This is a genomic window from Arthrobacter sp. 92 (genome assembly GCF_050260325.1).
Taxonomy (GTDB): domain Bacteria; phylum Actinomycetota; class Actinomycetes; order Actinomycetales; family Micrococcaceae; genus Arthrobacter.
The window spans coordinates 2531390-2545893 of record NZ_CP189863.1 but is presented as its reverse complement, the minus strand read 5'-3'; the positions used below and the strand labels follow the sequence as shown (position 1 = coordinate 2545893).

13 protein-coding genes are annotated in these 14504 nt (G+C 65.7%); 7 read left to right on the top strand and 6 right to left on the bottom strand.

Features of this window, described 5'->3' with window-relative positions:
* From whiA to ACP4XC_RS11710, 7 genes are all read left to right on the top strand, one after another.
* Nucleotides 1-981, top strand: coding sequence for a DNA-binding protein WhiA (gene whiA, locus ACP4XC_RS11740; RefSeq protein ID WP_427169756.1), 981 nt, complete (start codon nt 1-3; stop codon nt 979-981).
* Nucleotides 982-1166: 185 nt separating this feature from the next.
* A complete protein-coding gene (locus ACP4XC_RS11735) occupies nt 1167-1790 on the top strand; it encodes a superoxide dismutase (protein WP_427169754.1) in 624 nt (207 codons plus the stop codon).
* Nucleotides 1791-2055: 265 nt separating this feature from the next.
* The gene (gene gap / locus ACP4XC_RS11730) at nt 2056-3066 is read left to right on the top strand and encodes a type I glyceraldehyde-3-phosphate dehydrogenase (protein ID WP_427169752.1); all 1011 of its coding nucleotides are present in this window, start codon (nt 2056-2058) and stop codon (nt 3064-3066) included.
* A 10-nt stretch (nt 3067-3076) separates the two neighbouring features.
* Nucleotides 3077-4303, top strand: coding sequence for a phosphoglycerate kinase (locus ACP4XC_RS11725; protein ID WP_427169750.1), 1227 nt, complete (start codon nt 3077-3079; stop codon nt 4301-4303).
* Nucleotides 4304-4389: 86 nt separating this feature from the next.
* The gene (tpiA, locus tag ACP4XC_RS11720; protein WP_427169748.1) at nt 4390-5205 is read left to right on the top strand and encodes a triose-phosphate isomerase; all 816 of its coding nucleotides are present in this window, start codon (nt 4390-4392) and stop codon (nt 5203-5205) included.
* A gap of 49 nt (nt 5206-5254) precedes the next feature.
* Entirely contained in the window at nt 5255-5512 is a 258-nt protein-coding gene (secG, locus tag ACP4XC_RS11715) for a preprotein translocase subunit SecG (RefSeq protein WP_427169746.1), read from the top strand.
* Between the two features lie 149 nt (nt 5513-5661).
* Entirely contained in the window at nt 5662-6057 is a 396-nt protein-coding gene (locus ACP4XC_RS11710) for an RNA polymerase-binding protein RbpA (protein ID WP_427169744.1), read from the top strand.
* On the opposite strand, the gene pgl is transcribed toward ACP4XC_RS11710, so the two are convergent.
* Genes pgl through tkt form a run of 6 tightly spaced genes read right to left on the bottom strand, consistent with a single transcriptional unit; the run spans nt 6010 to nt 14242 of the window.
* Nucleotides 6010-6828: a 6-phosphogluconolactonase gene (gene pgl / locus ACP4XC_RS11705; protein ID WP_427169742.1), complete on the bottom strand. Its 819-nt coding sequence runs from the start codon at nt 6826-6828 to the stop codon at nt 6010-6012. The genes ACP4XC_RS11710 and pgl overlap by 48 nt on opposite strands.
* Nucleotides 6818-7759: a glucose-6-phosphate dehydrogenase assembly protein OpcA gene (locus ACP4XC_RS11700; protein WP_427169740.1), complete on the bottom strand. Its 942-nt coding sequence runs from the start codon at nt 7757-7759 to the stop codon at nt 6818-6820. Before ACP4XC_RS11700 ends, pgl begins: the two co-directional genes overlap by 11 nt.
* Nucleotides 7756-9318, bottom strand: a complete 1563-nt coding sequence (zwf, locus tag ACP4XC_RS11695; protein ID WP_427169738.1) for a glucose-6-phosphate dehydrogenase — start codon at nt 9316-9318, stop codon at nt 7756-7758. The genes ACP4XC_RS11700 and zwf overlap by 4 nt, the downstream gene beginning before the upstream one ends.
* A gap of 15 nt (nt 9319-9333) precedes the next feature.
* Nucleotides 9334-10971: a glucose-6-phosphate isomerase gene (locus tag ACP4XC_RS11690; protein WP_427169735.1), complete on the bottom strand. Its 1638-nt coding sequence runs from the start codon at nt 10969-10971 to the stop codon at nt 9334-9336.
* 6 nt (nt 10972-10977) lie between these two features.
* On the bottom strand, nt 10978-12093 hold the full coding sequence (gene tal, locus ACP4XC_RS11685) for a transaldolase (protein ID WP_427169733.1): 1116 nt from the start codon (nt 12091-12093) through the stop codon (nt 10978-10980).
* 31 nt (nt 12094-12124) lie between these two features.
* Entirely contained in the window at nt 12125-14242 is a 2118-nt protein-coding gene (gene tkt, locus ACP4XC_RS11680; protein ID WP_427175094.1) for a transketolase, read from the bottom strand.
* Nucleotides 14243-14504: the final 262 nt, after the last annotated feature.

Sequence of the window (14504 nt, the reverse complement as noted above, 5' to 3'; positions counted from 1 at the left end):
ATGGCACTGACATCATCAGTCAAAGAAGAACTGTCCCGCCTGGACATCAAGAAGTCCTCGGTCCGCAAGGCTGAAGTCTCGGCTATGCTGCGCTTCGCCGGCGGCCTGCACATTATTTCCGGCCGGATCGTGATCGAGGCGGAGGTGGACCTGGCGTCCACCGCGCGACGCCTCCGGGCGGCCATCGCCGAGGTGTACGGCCACCAGAGCGAGATCATTGTGGTGTCCGGCGGCGGCCTCCGCCGGGGCAACCGTTACGTGGTGCGCGTGGTCCGCGACGGCGAGGCCCTCGCCCGCCAGACCGGTCTGCTGGACACCCGCGGCCGTCCCGTCAGGGGGCTGCCCTCAGCGGTGGTCAACGGCTCCGCCGCCGACGCCGAAGCGGTCTGGCGCGGCGCCTTCCTGGCCCACGGCTCCCTGACCGAGCCCGGCCGGTCCTCCTCCATGGAGGTCACGTGTCCGGGGCCGGAGTCCGCCCTGGCGCTCGTGGGCGCTGCCCGCCGGCTTGGGATCCAGGCCAAGGCACGTGAAGTCAGGGGAGTGGACCGGGTGGTGATCCGCGACGGCGACACGATCGCCGCGCTGCTGACCAGGATGGGCGCGCACGACGCGCTCATGGTCTGGGAAGAACGCCGCATGCGCAAGGAGGTCCGGGCCACGGCCAACCGCCTTGCCAACTTCGATGACGCCAACCTGCGCCGCTCCGCACAGGCCGCGGTGGCCGCCGGCGCCCGCGTGGACCGCGCCCTGGAAATCCTGGGCGATGACGTCCCGGACCATCTCAAGTACGCCGGTGAACTGCGCGTCGCCCACAAGCAGGCCAGCCTCGACGAACTGGGCCGCCTGGCCGATCCGCCCATGACCAAGGACGCCATTGCGGGGAGGATCCGCAGGCTCCTGGCCATGGCGGACAAACGGGCACTGGACCTGGGTGTCCCGGGCACCGAGGCCAATGTGACGCCGGAAATGCTCGACGAGTAGGGAGCACCCCTAGAATCGTGACCTGGTGTTGGAAATACCCTGCGCGCGCCGGTGGTTGTGCCCCACGGACGCCGCGGGAACGCCGGGTGTTCCGGCACCTCAAGATTTCCGGATGAGCAATTCATCCGGATGCACAATCCGAGAGTTACCGAACCGGACAACCGTCCACGACATTGGAGGATTTTGTGACCGAGTACGTACTGCCCGACCTTGACTACGATTACGCAGCGCTGGAGCCCCACATCTCCGCGAAGATCATGGAGCTGCACCACAGCAAGCACCACGCCGCTTACGTCGCCGGCGCCAATAACGCCCTGTCCCAGCTGGCCGAAGCGCGCGAGAAGGGCGACTTCGCCAACATCAACCGCCTCTCCAAGGACCTCGCGTTCCACACCGGCGGCCACATCAACCACTCCGTGTTCTGGAAGAACCTCTCACCGGACGGCGGCGACAAGCCCGAAGGTGAGCTGGCGGCCGCCATCGACGACGCCTTCGGCTCCTTCGACGCCTTCCGGGCCCAGTTCACCGCAGCGGCCCTTGGCCTGCAGGGGTCCGGCTGGGGCTTCCTGGCCTACGAGCCCATCGGCGGGAACCTGGTCATCGAGCAGCTCTACGATCAGCAGGGCAACGTCGCACTGGGCACTACCCCGTTGCTCATGCTCGACATGTGGGAGCACGCCTTCTACCTGGACTACGTGAACGTCAAGGCCGACTACGTCAAGGCCTTCTGGAACATCGTCAACTGGGCCGACGTCGCCAAGCGCTTCGACGCCGCACGCAAGAACGCCACCGGCCTCATTACCCTCTGACGGTGACCCGGGACACATCCGGCTGTAACAAACTTCACATTTAGGTCGATATTGGCCGAATTGTGGACGGTCCGCCCCCGCACTTGCGGGGGCGGACCCACTTAAACGTAAGATGGATCACGGAAGGCGGTTAGCCTTCAGCAACGTGGCTGGTCGCCCTCCGATCTGGTAATCATCTCTGCCCAATGGCGTGCGGGATCTGTTAGTTGGCTTGAACGCCTGACTCAACTAGTCGTGCTTGAACAGCACCAAGGAGACTGAAAACGTGACGACCCGTATTGGCATTAACGGCTTCGGCCGCATCGGCCGTAACTACTTCCGCGCAGCCCTGGCCCAGGGAGCGGACCTCGAGATCGTTGCAGTCAACGACCTCACCAGCCCCGAAGCCCTTGCCCACCTGCTCAAGTACGACTCCGTGGGCGGCCGCCTGAAGGAAACCGTCGAGGTCAAGGACGGCAACATCGTTGTCAACGGCCAAATCATCAAGGTCCTGGCTGAGCGCGACCCCTCCAACCTGCCCTGGGGCGAACTCGGCGTCGACGTCGTGATCGAGTCCACGGGTTTCTTCACCAAGGCAGCCGATGCCCAAAAGCACATCGACGCCGGTGCCAAGAAGGTCCTGATCTCCGCGCCCGCCTCGGACGAGGACATCACCATCGTGATGGGTGTGAATGACGGCCTCTACGACCCCGCCGCGCACCACATCATCTCCAACGCCTCCTGCACCACCAACTGCCTGGGCCCGCTGGCCAAGGTGATCAACGATTCCTTCGGCATCGAGCGTGGCCTCATGACCACCATCCACGCATACACCGCCGACCAGAACCTGCAGGACGGCCCGCACAAGGACCTTCGCCGCGCCCGCGCCGCCGCCATCAACATGGTCCCCACGTCCACCGGTGCCGCCAAGGCAATCGGTCTGGTCCTTCCGGAACTGAAGGGCAAGCTCGACGGCTACGCCATCCGCGTTCCGGTCCCCACCGGCTCCGCTACCGACCTGACCGTCACCGTCTCCCGCGAAACCACGGTGGCCGAGGTCAACGCGGCGCTCAAGGCGGCCTCGGAGTCCGAGGAACTCAAGGGGCTCCTGACCTACACCGACGAGCCGATCGTTTCCTCGGACATCGTGGGCGACCCCGCCTCATCGATCTTCGACTCCGGCCTGACCAAGGTCATCGGCAACCAGGTCAAGGTTGTTTCCTGGTATGACAACGAATGGGGCTACTCAAACCGCCTCGTCGACCTCACGGAGCTCGTCGCATCCAAGCTGGGCTAGGGTTAGACACATGACATTCCACACCCTCAACGAACTGATCGCTGATGGTGTCCGCGGGCGGTACATTCTGGTCAGAAGTGACCTGAATGTGCCGCTCGACGGCTCTGAAGTAACTGACGACGGACGCATCAAGGCCTCCTTGCCAGTACTGACGAAGCTCACGGACGCCGGTGCCCGCGTGCTGGTCACAGCCCACCTCGGACGCCCCAAGGGCGCGCCGGACGAAAAGTACTCGCTCAAGCCCGCCGTTGAGCGGCTCGCCGAACTGGCCACCTTCAAGGTTGGGCTCGCCGCTGACACCGTGGGCGCCTCGGCGAAGGAACTGGCCGCAGTGCTCCAGGACGGCGAAGCGCTCGTTCTGGAGAACGTCCGTTTCGACGCCCGGGAAACCAGCAAGGACGACGCCGAACGCGGCGCCTTCGCGGACGAGCTCGTCGCACTGACCGGCGACAACGGTGCGTTCGTGGATGACGCCTTCGGCGCCGTCCACCGCAAGCACGCGAGCGTTTACGACGTCGCCACCCGGCTGCCGTCCTACCAGGGCGACCTGGTCCACACCGAGGTCGAGGTGCTGCGCAAGCTGACCACGGACACCCAGCGTCCGTACGTTGTGGTGCTCGGTGGGTCCAAAGTCTCGGACAAGCTCGCCGTTATCAACAACCTCATCGGCAAAGCCGACACCATTCTCGTGGGCGGCGGCATGCTCTTCACGTTCCTGGCAGCGGCCGGCCACAAGGTTGCCGGCAGCCTCCTGGAGGAAGACCAGATCCCCGTGGTCCAGGATTACCTCCAGCGCGCGGCGGCAGCCGGCACCGAATTTGTTGTCCCCACCGACGTGGTGGTGGCCAGTAAGTTCGCCGCCGACGCCGAGCACGAAACAGTGAGTGCGGAGGCAATCGAAGGCAGCAGCTTCGGCGCCCGGGGCATCGGGCTCGACATCGGACCTGATTCCGCGGCTGCCTTCGCGGCCCGGATCAAGGGCGCCAAAACGGTGTTCTGGAACGGCCCCATGGGAGTGTTCGAATTTGAGGCCTTCGCCGGCGGCACCCGGGCCATCGCCCAGGCGCTCACGGAAGCGGATGCCTTCACGGTGGTTGGCGGCGGGGACTCAGCCGCCGCCGTGCGCACCCTCGGCTTCGCCGACGACCAGTTCGGCCATATTTCCACTGGCGGCGGCGCCAGCCTCGAGTACCTCGAGGGCAAGGAACTGCCGGGCCTGAGCGTTCTGGACCGCTAGATCCTCCAGCCGGCAGGGCACCCGTTCCGCGAGGCTGCGGGTGCCCTGCCGGCTGCTCATCTGACAAGACCTTTTATGGAGAACACGTGACAAAGTCAACGAACGGCACCTTCAACCGCACGCCCCTCATCGCCGGCAACTGGAAGATGAACATGGATCACGTCCAGGGCATCACGCTGCTGCAGAAGCTGGCCTGGACACTGTCGGACGCCAAGCATGATTACGAGCGCGCGGAAGTTGCCGTGTTCCCGCCGTTCACCGACCTTCGTGGTGTGCAGACCCTGGTCCAGGGCGATGAGCTCTCTGTGGTCTACGGCGGCCAGGATCTGTCCCAGTTTGATTCCGGGGCATACACCGGTGATATTTCGGGCCAGTTCCTGAACAAGCTGGGCTGCAAGTACGTCCTGGTGGGGCACAGCGAACGCCGCACCATCCACAACGAGACCGATGACGTGCTCAACGCCAAGGTCAAGGCCGCCTACCGTCACGGGCTCACGCCTATCCTTTGTGTTGGAGAAGGGCTGGAAATCCGCCAGGCCGGCACGCACGTCCAGCACACCCTGGACCAGCTCCGGGCCAACGTCGAAGGCCTCACCGGCGAACAGGCAGCGGAGCTTGTGGTCGCCTACGAGCCTGTGTGGGCCATTGGCACGGGCGAGGTTGCCGGACCGGAGGACGCCCAGGAAATGTGCGCGGCAATCCGCGCCGAGCTCGCTACGCTTTTCGGCGACGAGGTCGCAGCCAAGACCCGGCTCCTGTACGGCGGCTCGGTCAAGGCCAACAACGTGGCAGCCATCCTGAACGAAGCGGACGTGGACGGCGTGTTGGTTGGCGGGGCCAGCCTCGACCCGGCGGAGTTTGCTAATATTGTCAGGTTCGAGAGTCACCTGCTGACGGATTAACCCGGACCCAGGCGTGGCCCCCGCAATCACCAACTTCTGAAAGGCCGTCGTGGACGTTCTTCATGTCATTCTGCAGATCCTCCTGGGCATTACCAGCCTCCTGCTGACACTGCTCATCCTGCTCCACAAGGGCCGGGGCGGCGGTCTGTCGGACATGTTCGGCGGCGGTATGAGCTCCGGGCTGAGTTCCTCCGGCGTTGCCGAACGGAACCTGAACAGGTTCACCATCATCCTGGGCGTCACGTGGGGCGTGGTGATCATCGCTCTGGGCCTGCTGCTGCGGTTCTCCACAGGTGCGGACTCCTAGTCCCTTAATCGCGGGCGTTTGCCCCTGCGGGGATTTTTGCCGCAATTTACACGACCGGTACTAACGACCCTGCCGCCGTCGGGAACTCCGAACTAAACTGTGGCTGTTGGCTTGAAACAGTCCGTCAGTCCAGTAGCCAGGAGTTCCCGATGGTTCATGCTACTTCTGGGTTCCGAGGCACCCGCGTGGGTGTCACAGAGGGATCAGCACCCAAAATCCAACCCAACGACGTCGTAGGTGAGCGCTTGCCGCGTATTCGTGTTTCCTATTGGTGCGCCAAAGGTCACGAGACGCGGCCTGTTTTCATTAAGCTCCCGGAGGACCAGATTCCGGCGGTATGGGACTGCAGGCGCTGCGGCGGAGCCGCAACGCGCAACGAGGCACCCCCTGAACTCCCCGCGCATGCGGAGGACGGGTTCAAGAGCCACCTCGAATACGTTAAAGAAAGGCGCTCCAGCCAGGACGCGGAAGACGTGCTGGCTGGAGCGCTTGAACGCTTAAGAGCTCGCGGGCCCCTTACGGACCAGCTGCTCCGGGACCCGTGAGGCGGCGTTTTCGTCGATCAGCCACAGGGTCTGAGACCGGCCGGCAGGCCCCGCCGCCGGCACCTGCACAGGATTTGCGCCCGCAAGGGCCAGACCCACGGCTCCGGCCTTGTCCTCGCCAGCCACCACCATCCACACTTCACTTGCCGTGTTGATGGCGGGCAGGGTCAGCGAAATCCGCTCCGGTGGGGGCTTGGGCGAGTTCCGGACGCCCACCACGGTCAGTTCCTTCTCGCGGATTCCTGCCTGCTCCGGGAACAGTGAGGCCACATGCGCGTCGGGGCCAACGCCGAGGAGAACCACGTCGAACCGCGGCAGCCGTGCGGGGTTCTCGGGCCGGTCATCGGACGTATCGGCGGCGTGCTCCGCGGCGGCGGCTTCGCCAAGCCGGCGCGCGTAATCAGCGGCGGCCTCTTCGGGCGAGCCAAACTCATCCGCGGAACCCGGCTCATGTACCCGTGCCGGATCCACCGGAATGTGCGACAACAGCGCCTGATGGGCCTGAACCGTATTCCGGTCCGGGTCGTTGCGGCCGACAAACCGCTCGTCGCCCCACCAGAAATTCACCTTGGACCAGTCAACAGCCATGGTGGCGGCGGAGTCGGCAACGGCCCTGAGGGTTCCGATCCCCACCGTGCCGCCCGTAAGCACCACCGTCGCCTCACCGTGTTTGTCCTGCACGTCCACAAGTTTGGTAATAAGACGCGCCGCGATCGCAGCCATCAGAACGGATGAGTCGGGGTGGATGCTTACTCTGGGCTCAGCGCTCACTGGGACGGACACTCCTTAGGTTGGTACGTGGCAGTCCAATAGTAATCACTTCGCCAAACACTTCGTCGGGGTCGAGGCGCCTGAGTTCTTCGGCGAGGCAGTCGCGCAGGCTGCGGCGGGGAAGGGAGATGCGCTGGGCGGGCTGGCCGGGCTGGGTCAGTTCGGCCACGGACAGGCCCGGCCTGAACAGCTGGACGTCGCCACCGGGCCTGGTCAGCCTGACGCGCCGGATCCCGGTTCCGGCCGGATCGGCGACGATGGTCACCGGCGCATCCAGGGCCAGGGTCAGCCACGCCGCGAGAAGGATGGTGCTGGGGGAGTCGGAGGCGCCCTCCACCGCGACGGCGGTCACCGGCGAGGGGTCAACCTGGTCCAGGACGGCGGCCAGCTGGATCCGCCAGTTGGTCAGGCGGGTCCAGGCAAGGTCGGTGTCACCGGCCTTGTAGGTGCGGCGGATGTTCTCCAGGGCCAGCTGCGGGTCTGACTCGTTGGCCGAATCCGTGATCCGCCGGTGCGCGATCCGGCCGATGGAGGTCTCGCAGGCGCTCTTCGGGGCGCCGTGCGGCCACCACGCCACAATCGGCGCGTCCGGCAGCAGCAGGGCCGCGACCAGGGATTCGCTTTCCTCGGCCAGTTCACCGTAGCCGCGCAGCACAATCACCTCGGAGGCCCCGGCGTCGCCACCGACCCGGATCTGGGCGTCCAGGCGGGTGGGGGCCTTGGCCCCGGCATCGGCGAGGACGATAATCCGGCAGGGGTGCTCCCGGCTGGCTTCGTTGGCGGCCTCGATGGCCTCCTCCTCCAGGCCGGACTTGGTGACCACCACGAGGGTCAGGACCCTGCCGAGGGCAATGACGCCGCCCTGCTCGCGCAGGGACATGATCTTTTTGGAGATCTTCGAGGTGGTTGTGTCGGGAAGATCTACGATCATGGCCTTCTCCAGGTTCGTCCGTCGCGGGCAAGCAGTTCGTCGGCGGAGGCGGGGCCCCAGCTGCCGGGAGCGTAGGGCTCGGGCTGTTCGCCGAGGCTGGCCCAGTAGTCCTCAAAGGGATCCAGGATCTTCCAGGACAGTTCAACTTCCTGGTGCCGGGGGAACAGCGGGGGCTCGCCGAGCAGCACGTCGAGGATGAGCCGCTCGTACGCCTCCGGGCTGGACTCCGTGAATGAGTGTCCGTAGCCGAAGTCCATGGTGACATCGCGGACTTCCATCTGCGTGCCCGGGACCTTGGAGCCGAAGCGGATGGTGGCGCCCTCGTCCGGCTGCACCCTGATCACCACGGCGTTCTGGCCGAAATCGTCCTCGCCGTGGTCGCGGAACAGCAGGTTCGGCGCACGTTTGAAGACGACGGCGATTTCCGTCACGCGCCGGCCCAGGCGCTTTCCGGCGCGCAGGTAAAACGGCACCCCCGACCAGCGCCGGGTGTGGATGTCCACCCGGATGGCCGCATAGGTTTCCGTGGTGGAGTCGGCGGGAATGCCTTCCTCCTCCAGGTAGCCCAGGACCTGCTCGCCGCCCTGCCAGCCGCCGGCGAACTGACCGCGCGCCGAGTGGGTGGACAGATCGTCCGGGAGCTTGACGGCGGCCAGGACCTTTTCCTTCTCCGCACGCAGATCATCCGCGTTGAAGGAAATAGGCTCCTCCATGGCCGTCAGCGCCAGGAGCTGGAGCAGGTGGTTCTGGATGACGTCGCGGGCCGCGCCCACACCGTCGTAGTAGCCCGCCCGGCCCCCGGTGCCGATGTCCTCGGCCATGGTGATCTGGACGTGGTCCACATAGTTGGCGTTCCAGAGCGGCTCGAAGAGCTGGTTGGCGAAGCGCAGCGCCAGGATGTTCTGCACCGTCTCCTTGCCCAGATAGTGGTCGATCCGGAAGACGGCGTCCTGCGGAAAGACCGATTCAACGATGTCGTTGAGCTGCCGGGCGGAATCGAGGTCATGACCGAACGGCTTCTCGATCACCACACGCCGCCACTTATCACCCTCGGCCTGGGCCAGGCCATGCTTGGACAGCTGGCGACAGACCAGCTCAAACGCCTTGGGCGGAATGGACAGATAGAACGCGTGGTTTCCACGGGTTCCACGCTGCTCATCGAGCTCATCGATGGTTTCGCCCAGCCGCTCGAAGGCGTCGTCGTCATCAAACTCGCCCTGGACGAAGCGGATGCCCTCGGACAACTGGTTCCACACCGCCTCGTCAAACGGAGTCCTGGCGTACGCCTTCACAGCGGCCTTGACCTCGGCCGCGAAGTCCTCGTTGTCCCACTGCCGCCGGGCGAAGCCCACCAGGGCGAAGCTCGGCGGCAGCAGGCCGCGGTTGGCCAGGTCATAGACAGCGGGCATCAGCTTCTTGCGCGCGAGGTCACCGGTCACGCCAAAGAGCACCAACGATGAGGGTCCCGCGATCCGGTTGAGCCGGCGGTCACGCGGATCCCGCAAAGGATTGCGTCCACGTCCTGCTGACTTCCTGCTGCCGTTTTCAGTTTCTGGCATGGTTGCTTCGGTGCCTTAGCTTTGAGTGTGGGAGGCTGCCTTGCCGGCAAGCGCTGAGACAAGGTCCTGCAGCTGCCGGACTCCGGCAGCACGGTCCGTCAGGTGCAGGCGGAGGACCGGACGTCCGTGTTCGACCAGGACCTGGGCGTCGCCCGCGGCCTGTGCCGTGATCAGCTCTCCGAACGTGAAGGGCCTGCCCGGAATGGGCAGATCAGTAGCGGACGCCGCCGTGACCTGGAGGAACACGCCAATAGCCGGGCCGCCCTTGTGGAACTGACCGGTGGAGTGCAGGAACCGCGGGCCCCAGCCAAACGTCACGGGACGGCCGCTGACGGCGGCGAACTGATCGCGGACGCCTTCCAGCGAAGCGTAGGCCAAGCGGTCAAAGTACGCCTGGACACTGAGGTAGCTGTCCGGGGCGAGTTCGGCGAGCAGGGCGGACACGGCTTCGGACGCCGTTGCGGCGTCGCCGAGCCAGTCACCACCCCTGACCTCAACGGCCCCGTCGACGAAGTTGGCGGGTGTGGGCTCGGGCTGCGCGTCCAGCAGCCCGCGGGCCGCCACCTTGGCGGCCTCGACGTCGGGCTGGTCAAACGGGTTGATGCCCAGCAGGCGTCCGGCAACGGCCGTGGCGAACTCCCACACCATCATCTGCGTCGCAAGGCCACCGGCGATGGCAACCTCGTTTGCGCCCAGCTGGACGTCGTCGGCGTCGGCCGAAACGAGCCGGACAACCAGGACATCCGCTGCACCGGAGGTCACTTCAGGGGAGTCCGGGCCGGCGACAACGGGCAAAACGCCGGTGCCGAGCTTGCCGGTGGATTCGGCAATGAGCTGTTCAGCCCAGTCCGCGAAGCCGACGATGCCTGAGCCGTCCTCGGCGATGACAATTTTATTGCGCAGGGGGCTGGTGCCTCCCAGGGCGGAGCCAAGGGCGAGCCCGATGTTGTCCTCGGAGTCCTCGTTGAGGATTTCCGCCGTTTCCTCGGCTTCATCGAGGAACGCCTGGATGTCCACCCCGGCCAGACCGGAAGGGACAAGACCGAAGGCCGTCAGCGCGGAATAGCGTCCGCCCACGTTGGGGTCCGCGTTGAACACCGCACGATAGCCGGCTTCCCGGGACGCCTGGTCCAGCGGCGATCCGGGGTCCGTGACAATGATAATCCGGCTCGCCGCGTCGATGCCGGCATCCGTGAAGGCCTGTTCGAAAATCCGGCGCTGGGAGTCCGTTTCCAGGGTGGATCCGGACTTTGAGGAGACAACGATGGCCGTTTCCGCGAGCCGGTCAGCCAAGGCGGCGCTGACCTGCTCGGGGTCCGTGCTGTCCAACACGGTCAGCTCGACGCCAGCGGTGCCGGCGATGACCTCGGGAGCCAGGGACGAGCCGCCCATGCCGCAGAGGACAATGCGGGTGACGCCCTCTGACCTCAGGGCCTCGCGCAGTGCCAGGATGTCGGCAACCAGGGCCTGTGAAACAGTGGCCGCCTCTACCCAGCCCAGCCGGACAGCAGATTCCTGCTCGGCATCGGGACCCCAGAGTGTGGCGTCCTTGGCGAAGATCCGGGTGGCAACCCGGTCCTCCAGCAGTGCGGGCAGGTGCTGTTCGTGGGCCTGGCGGGCAGCGCCACTGGCGTCGTAGCTGAGAGTTGTCATGATGGGTTAGGAAGCCTTCCGTGCGGACGCAAGGGCGCCTTCGACGTCGCCCAGGAGTTCCTTCCAGCTGGCCACGAACTTGTCCAGGCCCTCGGACTCAAGCAGGGCCACGACCTCGTTGTAGGAGATGCCCAGGGCGTCGAGGGCATTAAGCGTGGCATTCGCGTCGTCGTATCCGCGGGTGATGGTGTCACCGGTGATGACGCCGTGGTCGAACGTCGCGTCGAGAGTTTTCTCGGGCATGGTGTTGACCACCCCGGGCGCCACCAGTTCGGTGACGTACAGGGTGTCCGGGTATGCCGGGTCCTTCACGCCGGTGGACGCCCACAGGGGGCGCTGCGGCAGCGCGCCGGCATCCGCCAGGAGCCCCCAGCGCTCGGTGGAGAACAGTTCCTCATAGACCTGGTAGGCCAGGCGTGCGTTGGCCAGGCCGGCCTTGCCCTTGAGGGCCTTGGCCTCATCGGTGCCAAGGGCGTCGAGGCGCTTGTCGATTTCGGCATCCACGCGGGAGACGAAGAACGAGGCCACCGAGTGGATCTTTGAGAGATCCTGGCCGTTCTCCTTGGCCTGCTCCAGGCCGGACTGGAACGCGTTGATGACCGCGCGGTAGCGCTCCAGCGAGAAGATCAGCGTCACGTTCACGCTGATGCCCGCGGCCAGGGTAGCCGTGATCGCTTCGAGGCCTTCAAGGGTTGCCGGGATCTTGATCAGGACGTTGTCCTTGTTGACCTTCTTGTACAGGTGCTTCGCCTCGGCGATGGTGCCGGCGGTGTCCCAGGCGAGGCGGGGGTCCACTTCGATGGACACGCGGCCGTCCACACCCTTGGTGGCGGCGGCGACCGGGGCGAACAGGTCGCAGGCGTCGGCGACGTCGGTGGTGGTGATTTCAAAGACGGTCTCTTCCACGGACGCGCCGGCAGCGGCCTGCGCCGCGATGGTGGCGTCGTAGTCGTGGCCGGCGGTGATGGCGGCGTGGAAGATGGACGGGTTGGTGGTGACGCCAACGACGTTCTTCTCTTCGATGAGCTTGCGCAGGGTGCCGGTCGTGAGGCGCCCGCGGGAAAGGTCATCGAGCCAGATGGACACGCCGGCGTCGGAGAGCTGCTGGGTGGGGGTAGTCATGTCATAACTCCTTGAAGAATGTGGGTGCTTGTCAGGATGAAAGACCGGCGAGGGAGTCCTTCGCCGCTGCGGCGACAGCCGCCGCCGTGATGCCGAATTCCTGGAAGAGGCGCTTGTAGTCCGCGGAGGCGCCGAAGTGCTCGAGGCTGACGGAACGTCCGGCGTCGCCGACGAATTCCTTCCAGCCCAGGGCAAGGCCGGCTTCCACGGAAACCCGCGCCTTGACCGCCGCGGGCAGGACGGCCTCGCGGTACGCGGCGTCCTGCTTGTTGAACCACTCCACGCACGGCATGGACACCACGCGGGTGGGAATGCCCTCGGCCTGGAGTGCCTCGCGGGCCTGGACGGCGAGCTGGACTTCGGAGCCGGTGCCGATCAGGATGACCTGGGCGTCGGCGGTCTTGCCGTCCCGGGAGGCCTCGGCGAGGACGTAGCCGCCCTTCGCTACGCCGGACACGGAACCGAACGCGTCGGCCTCGGCTTCGCCTTCGCCGCGGGCGTAGGTGGGGATGTTCTGGCGGGTCAGCACGATGCCGGCAGGGTTCTCGTGGTTTTCGAGCATGACCTTCCACGCCGCGGCGACCTCGTTCGCGTCGCCGGGACGGACCACGTCCAGGCCCGGGATGGCCCGAAGGGAGGCCAGCTGCTCCACCGGCTGGTGGGTGGGGCCGTCTTCGCCCAGGCCGATGGAGTCATGGGTCCACACGTACAGCGACGGGACACCCATCAGGGCACCGAGCCGGATCGCGGGGCGCTGGTAGTCGGAGAAGATCAGGAACGTGCCGGAGAACGCCCGGGTCTTCCCGTGCAGGGCGATGCCGTTCACGATCGAGGCCGCCGCGTGCTCACGGATGCCGAAGTGCAGCACCCGTCCGTACGGGTTGCCCTTCCACGCGTTCGTCTGCTTGGAGGCGGGAACAAAGGACGGGGAGCCCTCGATGGTGGTGTTGTTCGATTCGGCGAGGTCCGCCGAGCCGCCCCAGAGCTCGGGCATGACCGGGCCGATGGCGTTCAGGACCTTACCGGAGGCGGCGCGTGTGGAGACGTCCTTGCCTGCTTCGAAGACCGGCAAAGCGGACTCGAGCTCAACCGGGAGCTTGCGGGCCTCCACGCGCTCCAGCAGTGCGGCGCCGTCAGGGTTGGCGGCCTGCCAGGACTCGAAGGAGCCCTGCCAATCCGCGCGGGCCGCGGCACCGCGGTCAACAACCGCACGGGCGTGCGCCAGGACGTCCTCGTCAACCTGGAAGGACCTGGCCGGATCGAAGCCCAGAACATTCTTCAGCGCGGCCAATTCCTCGGCACCGAGTGCCGAGCCGTGGATCTTGCCGGTGTTCTGCTTCTTGGGGGCCGGGTAGCCGATGATGGTGCGCAGCGAAATGATGGAGGGCTTGGACGTCTCGGCCTTGGCCGCGAGCAGGGCCGAGTACAGCTCCTGGACGTCTTCCTTGTACTCGCCGGTCTTGGTCCAGTCCACGCGCTGGATGTGCCAGCCGTAGGCCTCGTAGCGCTTGAGGACGTCCTCGGTGAAGGCGATGTCGGTGTCGTCCTCGATGGAGATGTGGTTCTCGTCGTAGATCACCACCAGGTTGCCCAGTTCCTGGTGTCCGGCCAGCGAGGACGCCTCGGAGGTAACGCCTTCCTGGAGGTCGCCGTCGGAGGCAATGACCCAGATGGTGTGGTCGAACGGGGACGTGCCGGCGGGAGCGTCGGCGTCGAAGAGGCCGCGTTGGCGGCGCTGGGAGTAGGCGAAACCGACCGAGGACGCCAGGCCCTGGCCGAGGGGGCCGGTGGTGATCTCCACACCGGCGGTGTGCTTGTACTCCGGGTGCCCGGGGGTCAGTGAACCCCAGGTGCGCAGAGCCTTGAGGTCATCCAGTTCCAGGCCGTAACCGGAGAGGAAGAGCTGGATGTACAGCGTGAGGGATGTGTGGCCGGGGGAGAGGATGAAACGGTCGCGGCCGATCCAGTCCGGGTTTTTCGGATCGTGGCGCATCAGCTTCTGGAAGAGCAGGTACGCGGCCGGGGCCAGGCTCATGGCAGTGCCCGGGTGGCCGTTGCCTACTTTTTCGACCGCATCAGCGGCCAGGACACGCACCGTGTCAACGGCGCGCTGGTCCAAACTGGTCCATGACAGTTCTTGCTCTTCCAAATGTGGCACGAAAACCGGGCCCCTCTCTGTGCTGACGGCAGGTGGTACGGACAGGCCGGAGCGGGGCACCCCAAAATGGTGCCCGCTGCGGTTTGTACCAGCCGTTCACCATTGAAACGTTGATCTATCATTCAGTCGCGTGTGACGAGACGGGTACGCGCTTTAAAGCGGAATCCCTTGCGTGCTGATCTGCAAAACAGCTTAGCCCTATTCCATCTGCTGGTCAGCGTATATCTCACTAAGTGGACTGAATTTTCCTTAT

Excerpts from the sequence above, each read along its gene's own strand:
- whiA (WP_427169756.1), top strand. The coding sequence starts at position 1 with ATGGCACTGACATCATCAGTCAAAGAAGAACTGTCCCGCCTGGACATC.
- ACP4XC_RS11725 (WP_427169750.1), top strand. The coding sequence starts at position 3,077 with ATGACATTCCACACCCTCAACGAACTGATCGCTGATGGTGTCCGCGGG.
- ACP4XC_RS11710 (WP_427169744.1), top strand. The coding sequence starts at position 5,662 with ATGGTTCATGCTACTTCTGGGTTCCGAGGCACCCGCGTGGGTGTCACA.
- ACP4XC_RS11700 (WP_427169740.1), bottom strand. The coding sequence starts at position 7,759 with ATGATCGTAGATCTTCCCGACACAACCACCTCGAAGATCTCCAAAAAG.
- zwf (WP_427169738.1), bottom strand. The coding sequence starts at position 9,318 with ATGCCAGAAACTGAAAACGGCAGCAGGAAGTCAGCAGGACGTGGACGC.
- ACP4XC_RS11690 (WP_427169735.1), bottom strand. The coding sequence starts at position 10,971 with ATGACAACTCTCAGCTACGACGCCAGTGGCGCTGCCCGCCAGGCCCAC.
- tal (WP_427169733.1), bottom strand. The coding sequence starts at position 12,093 with ATGACTACCCCCACCCAGCAGCTCTCCGACGCCGGCGTGTCCATCTGG.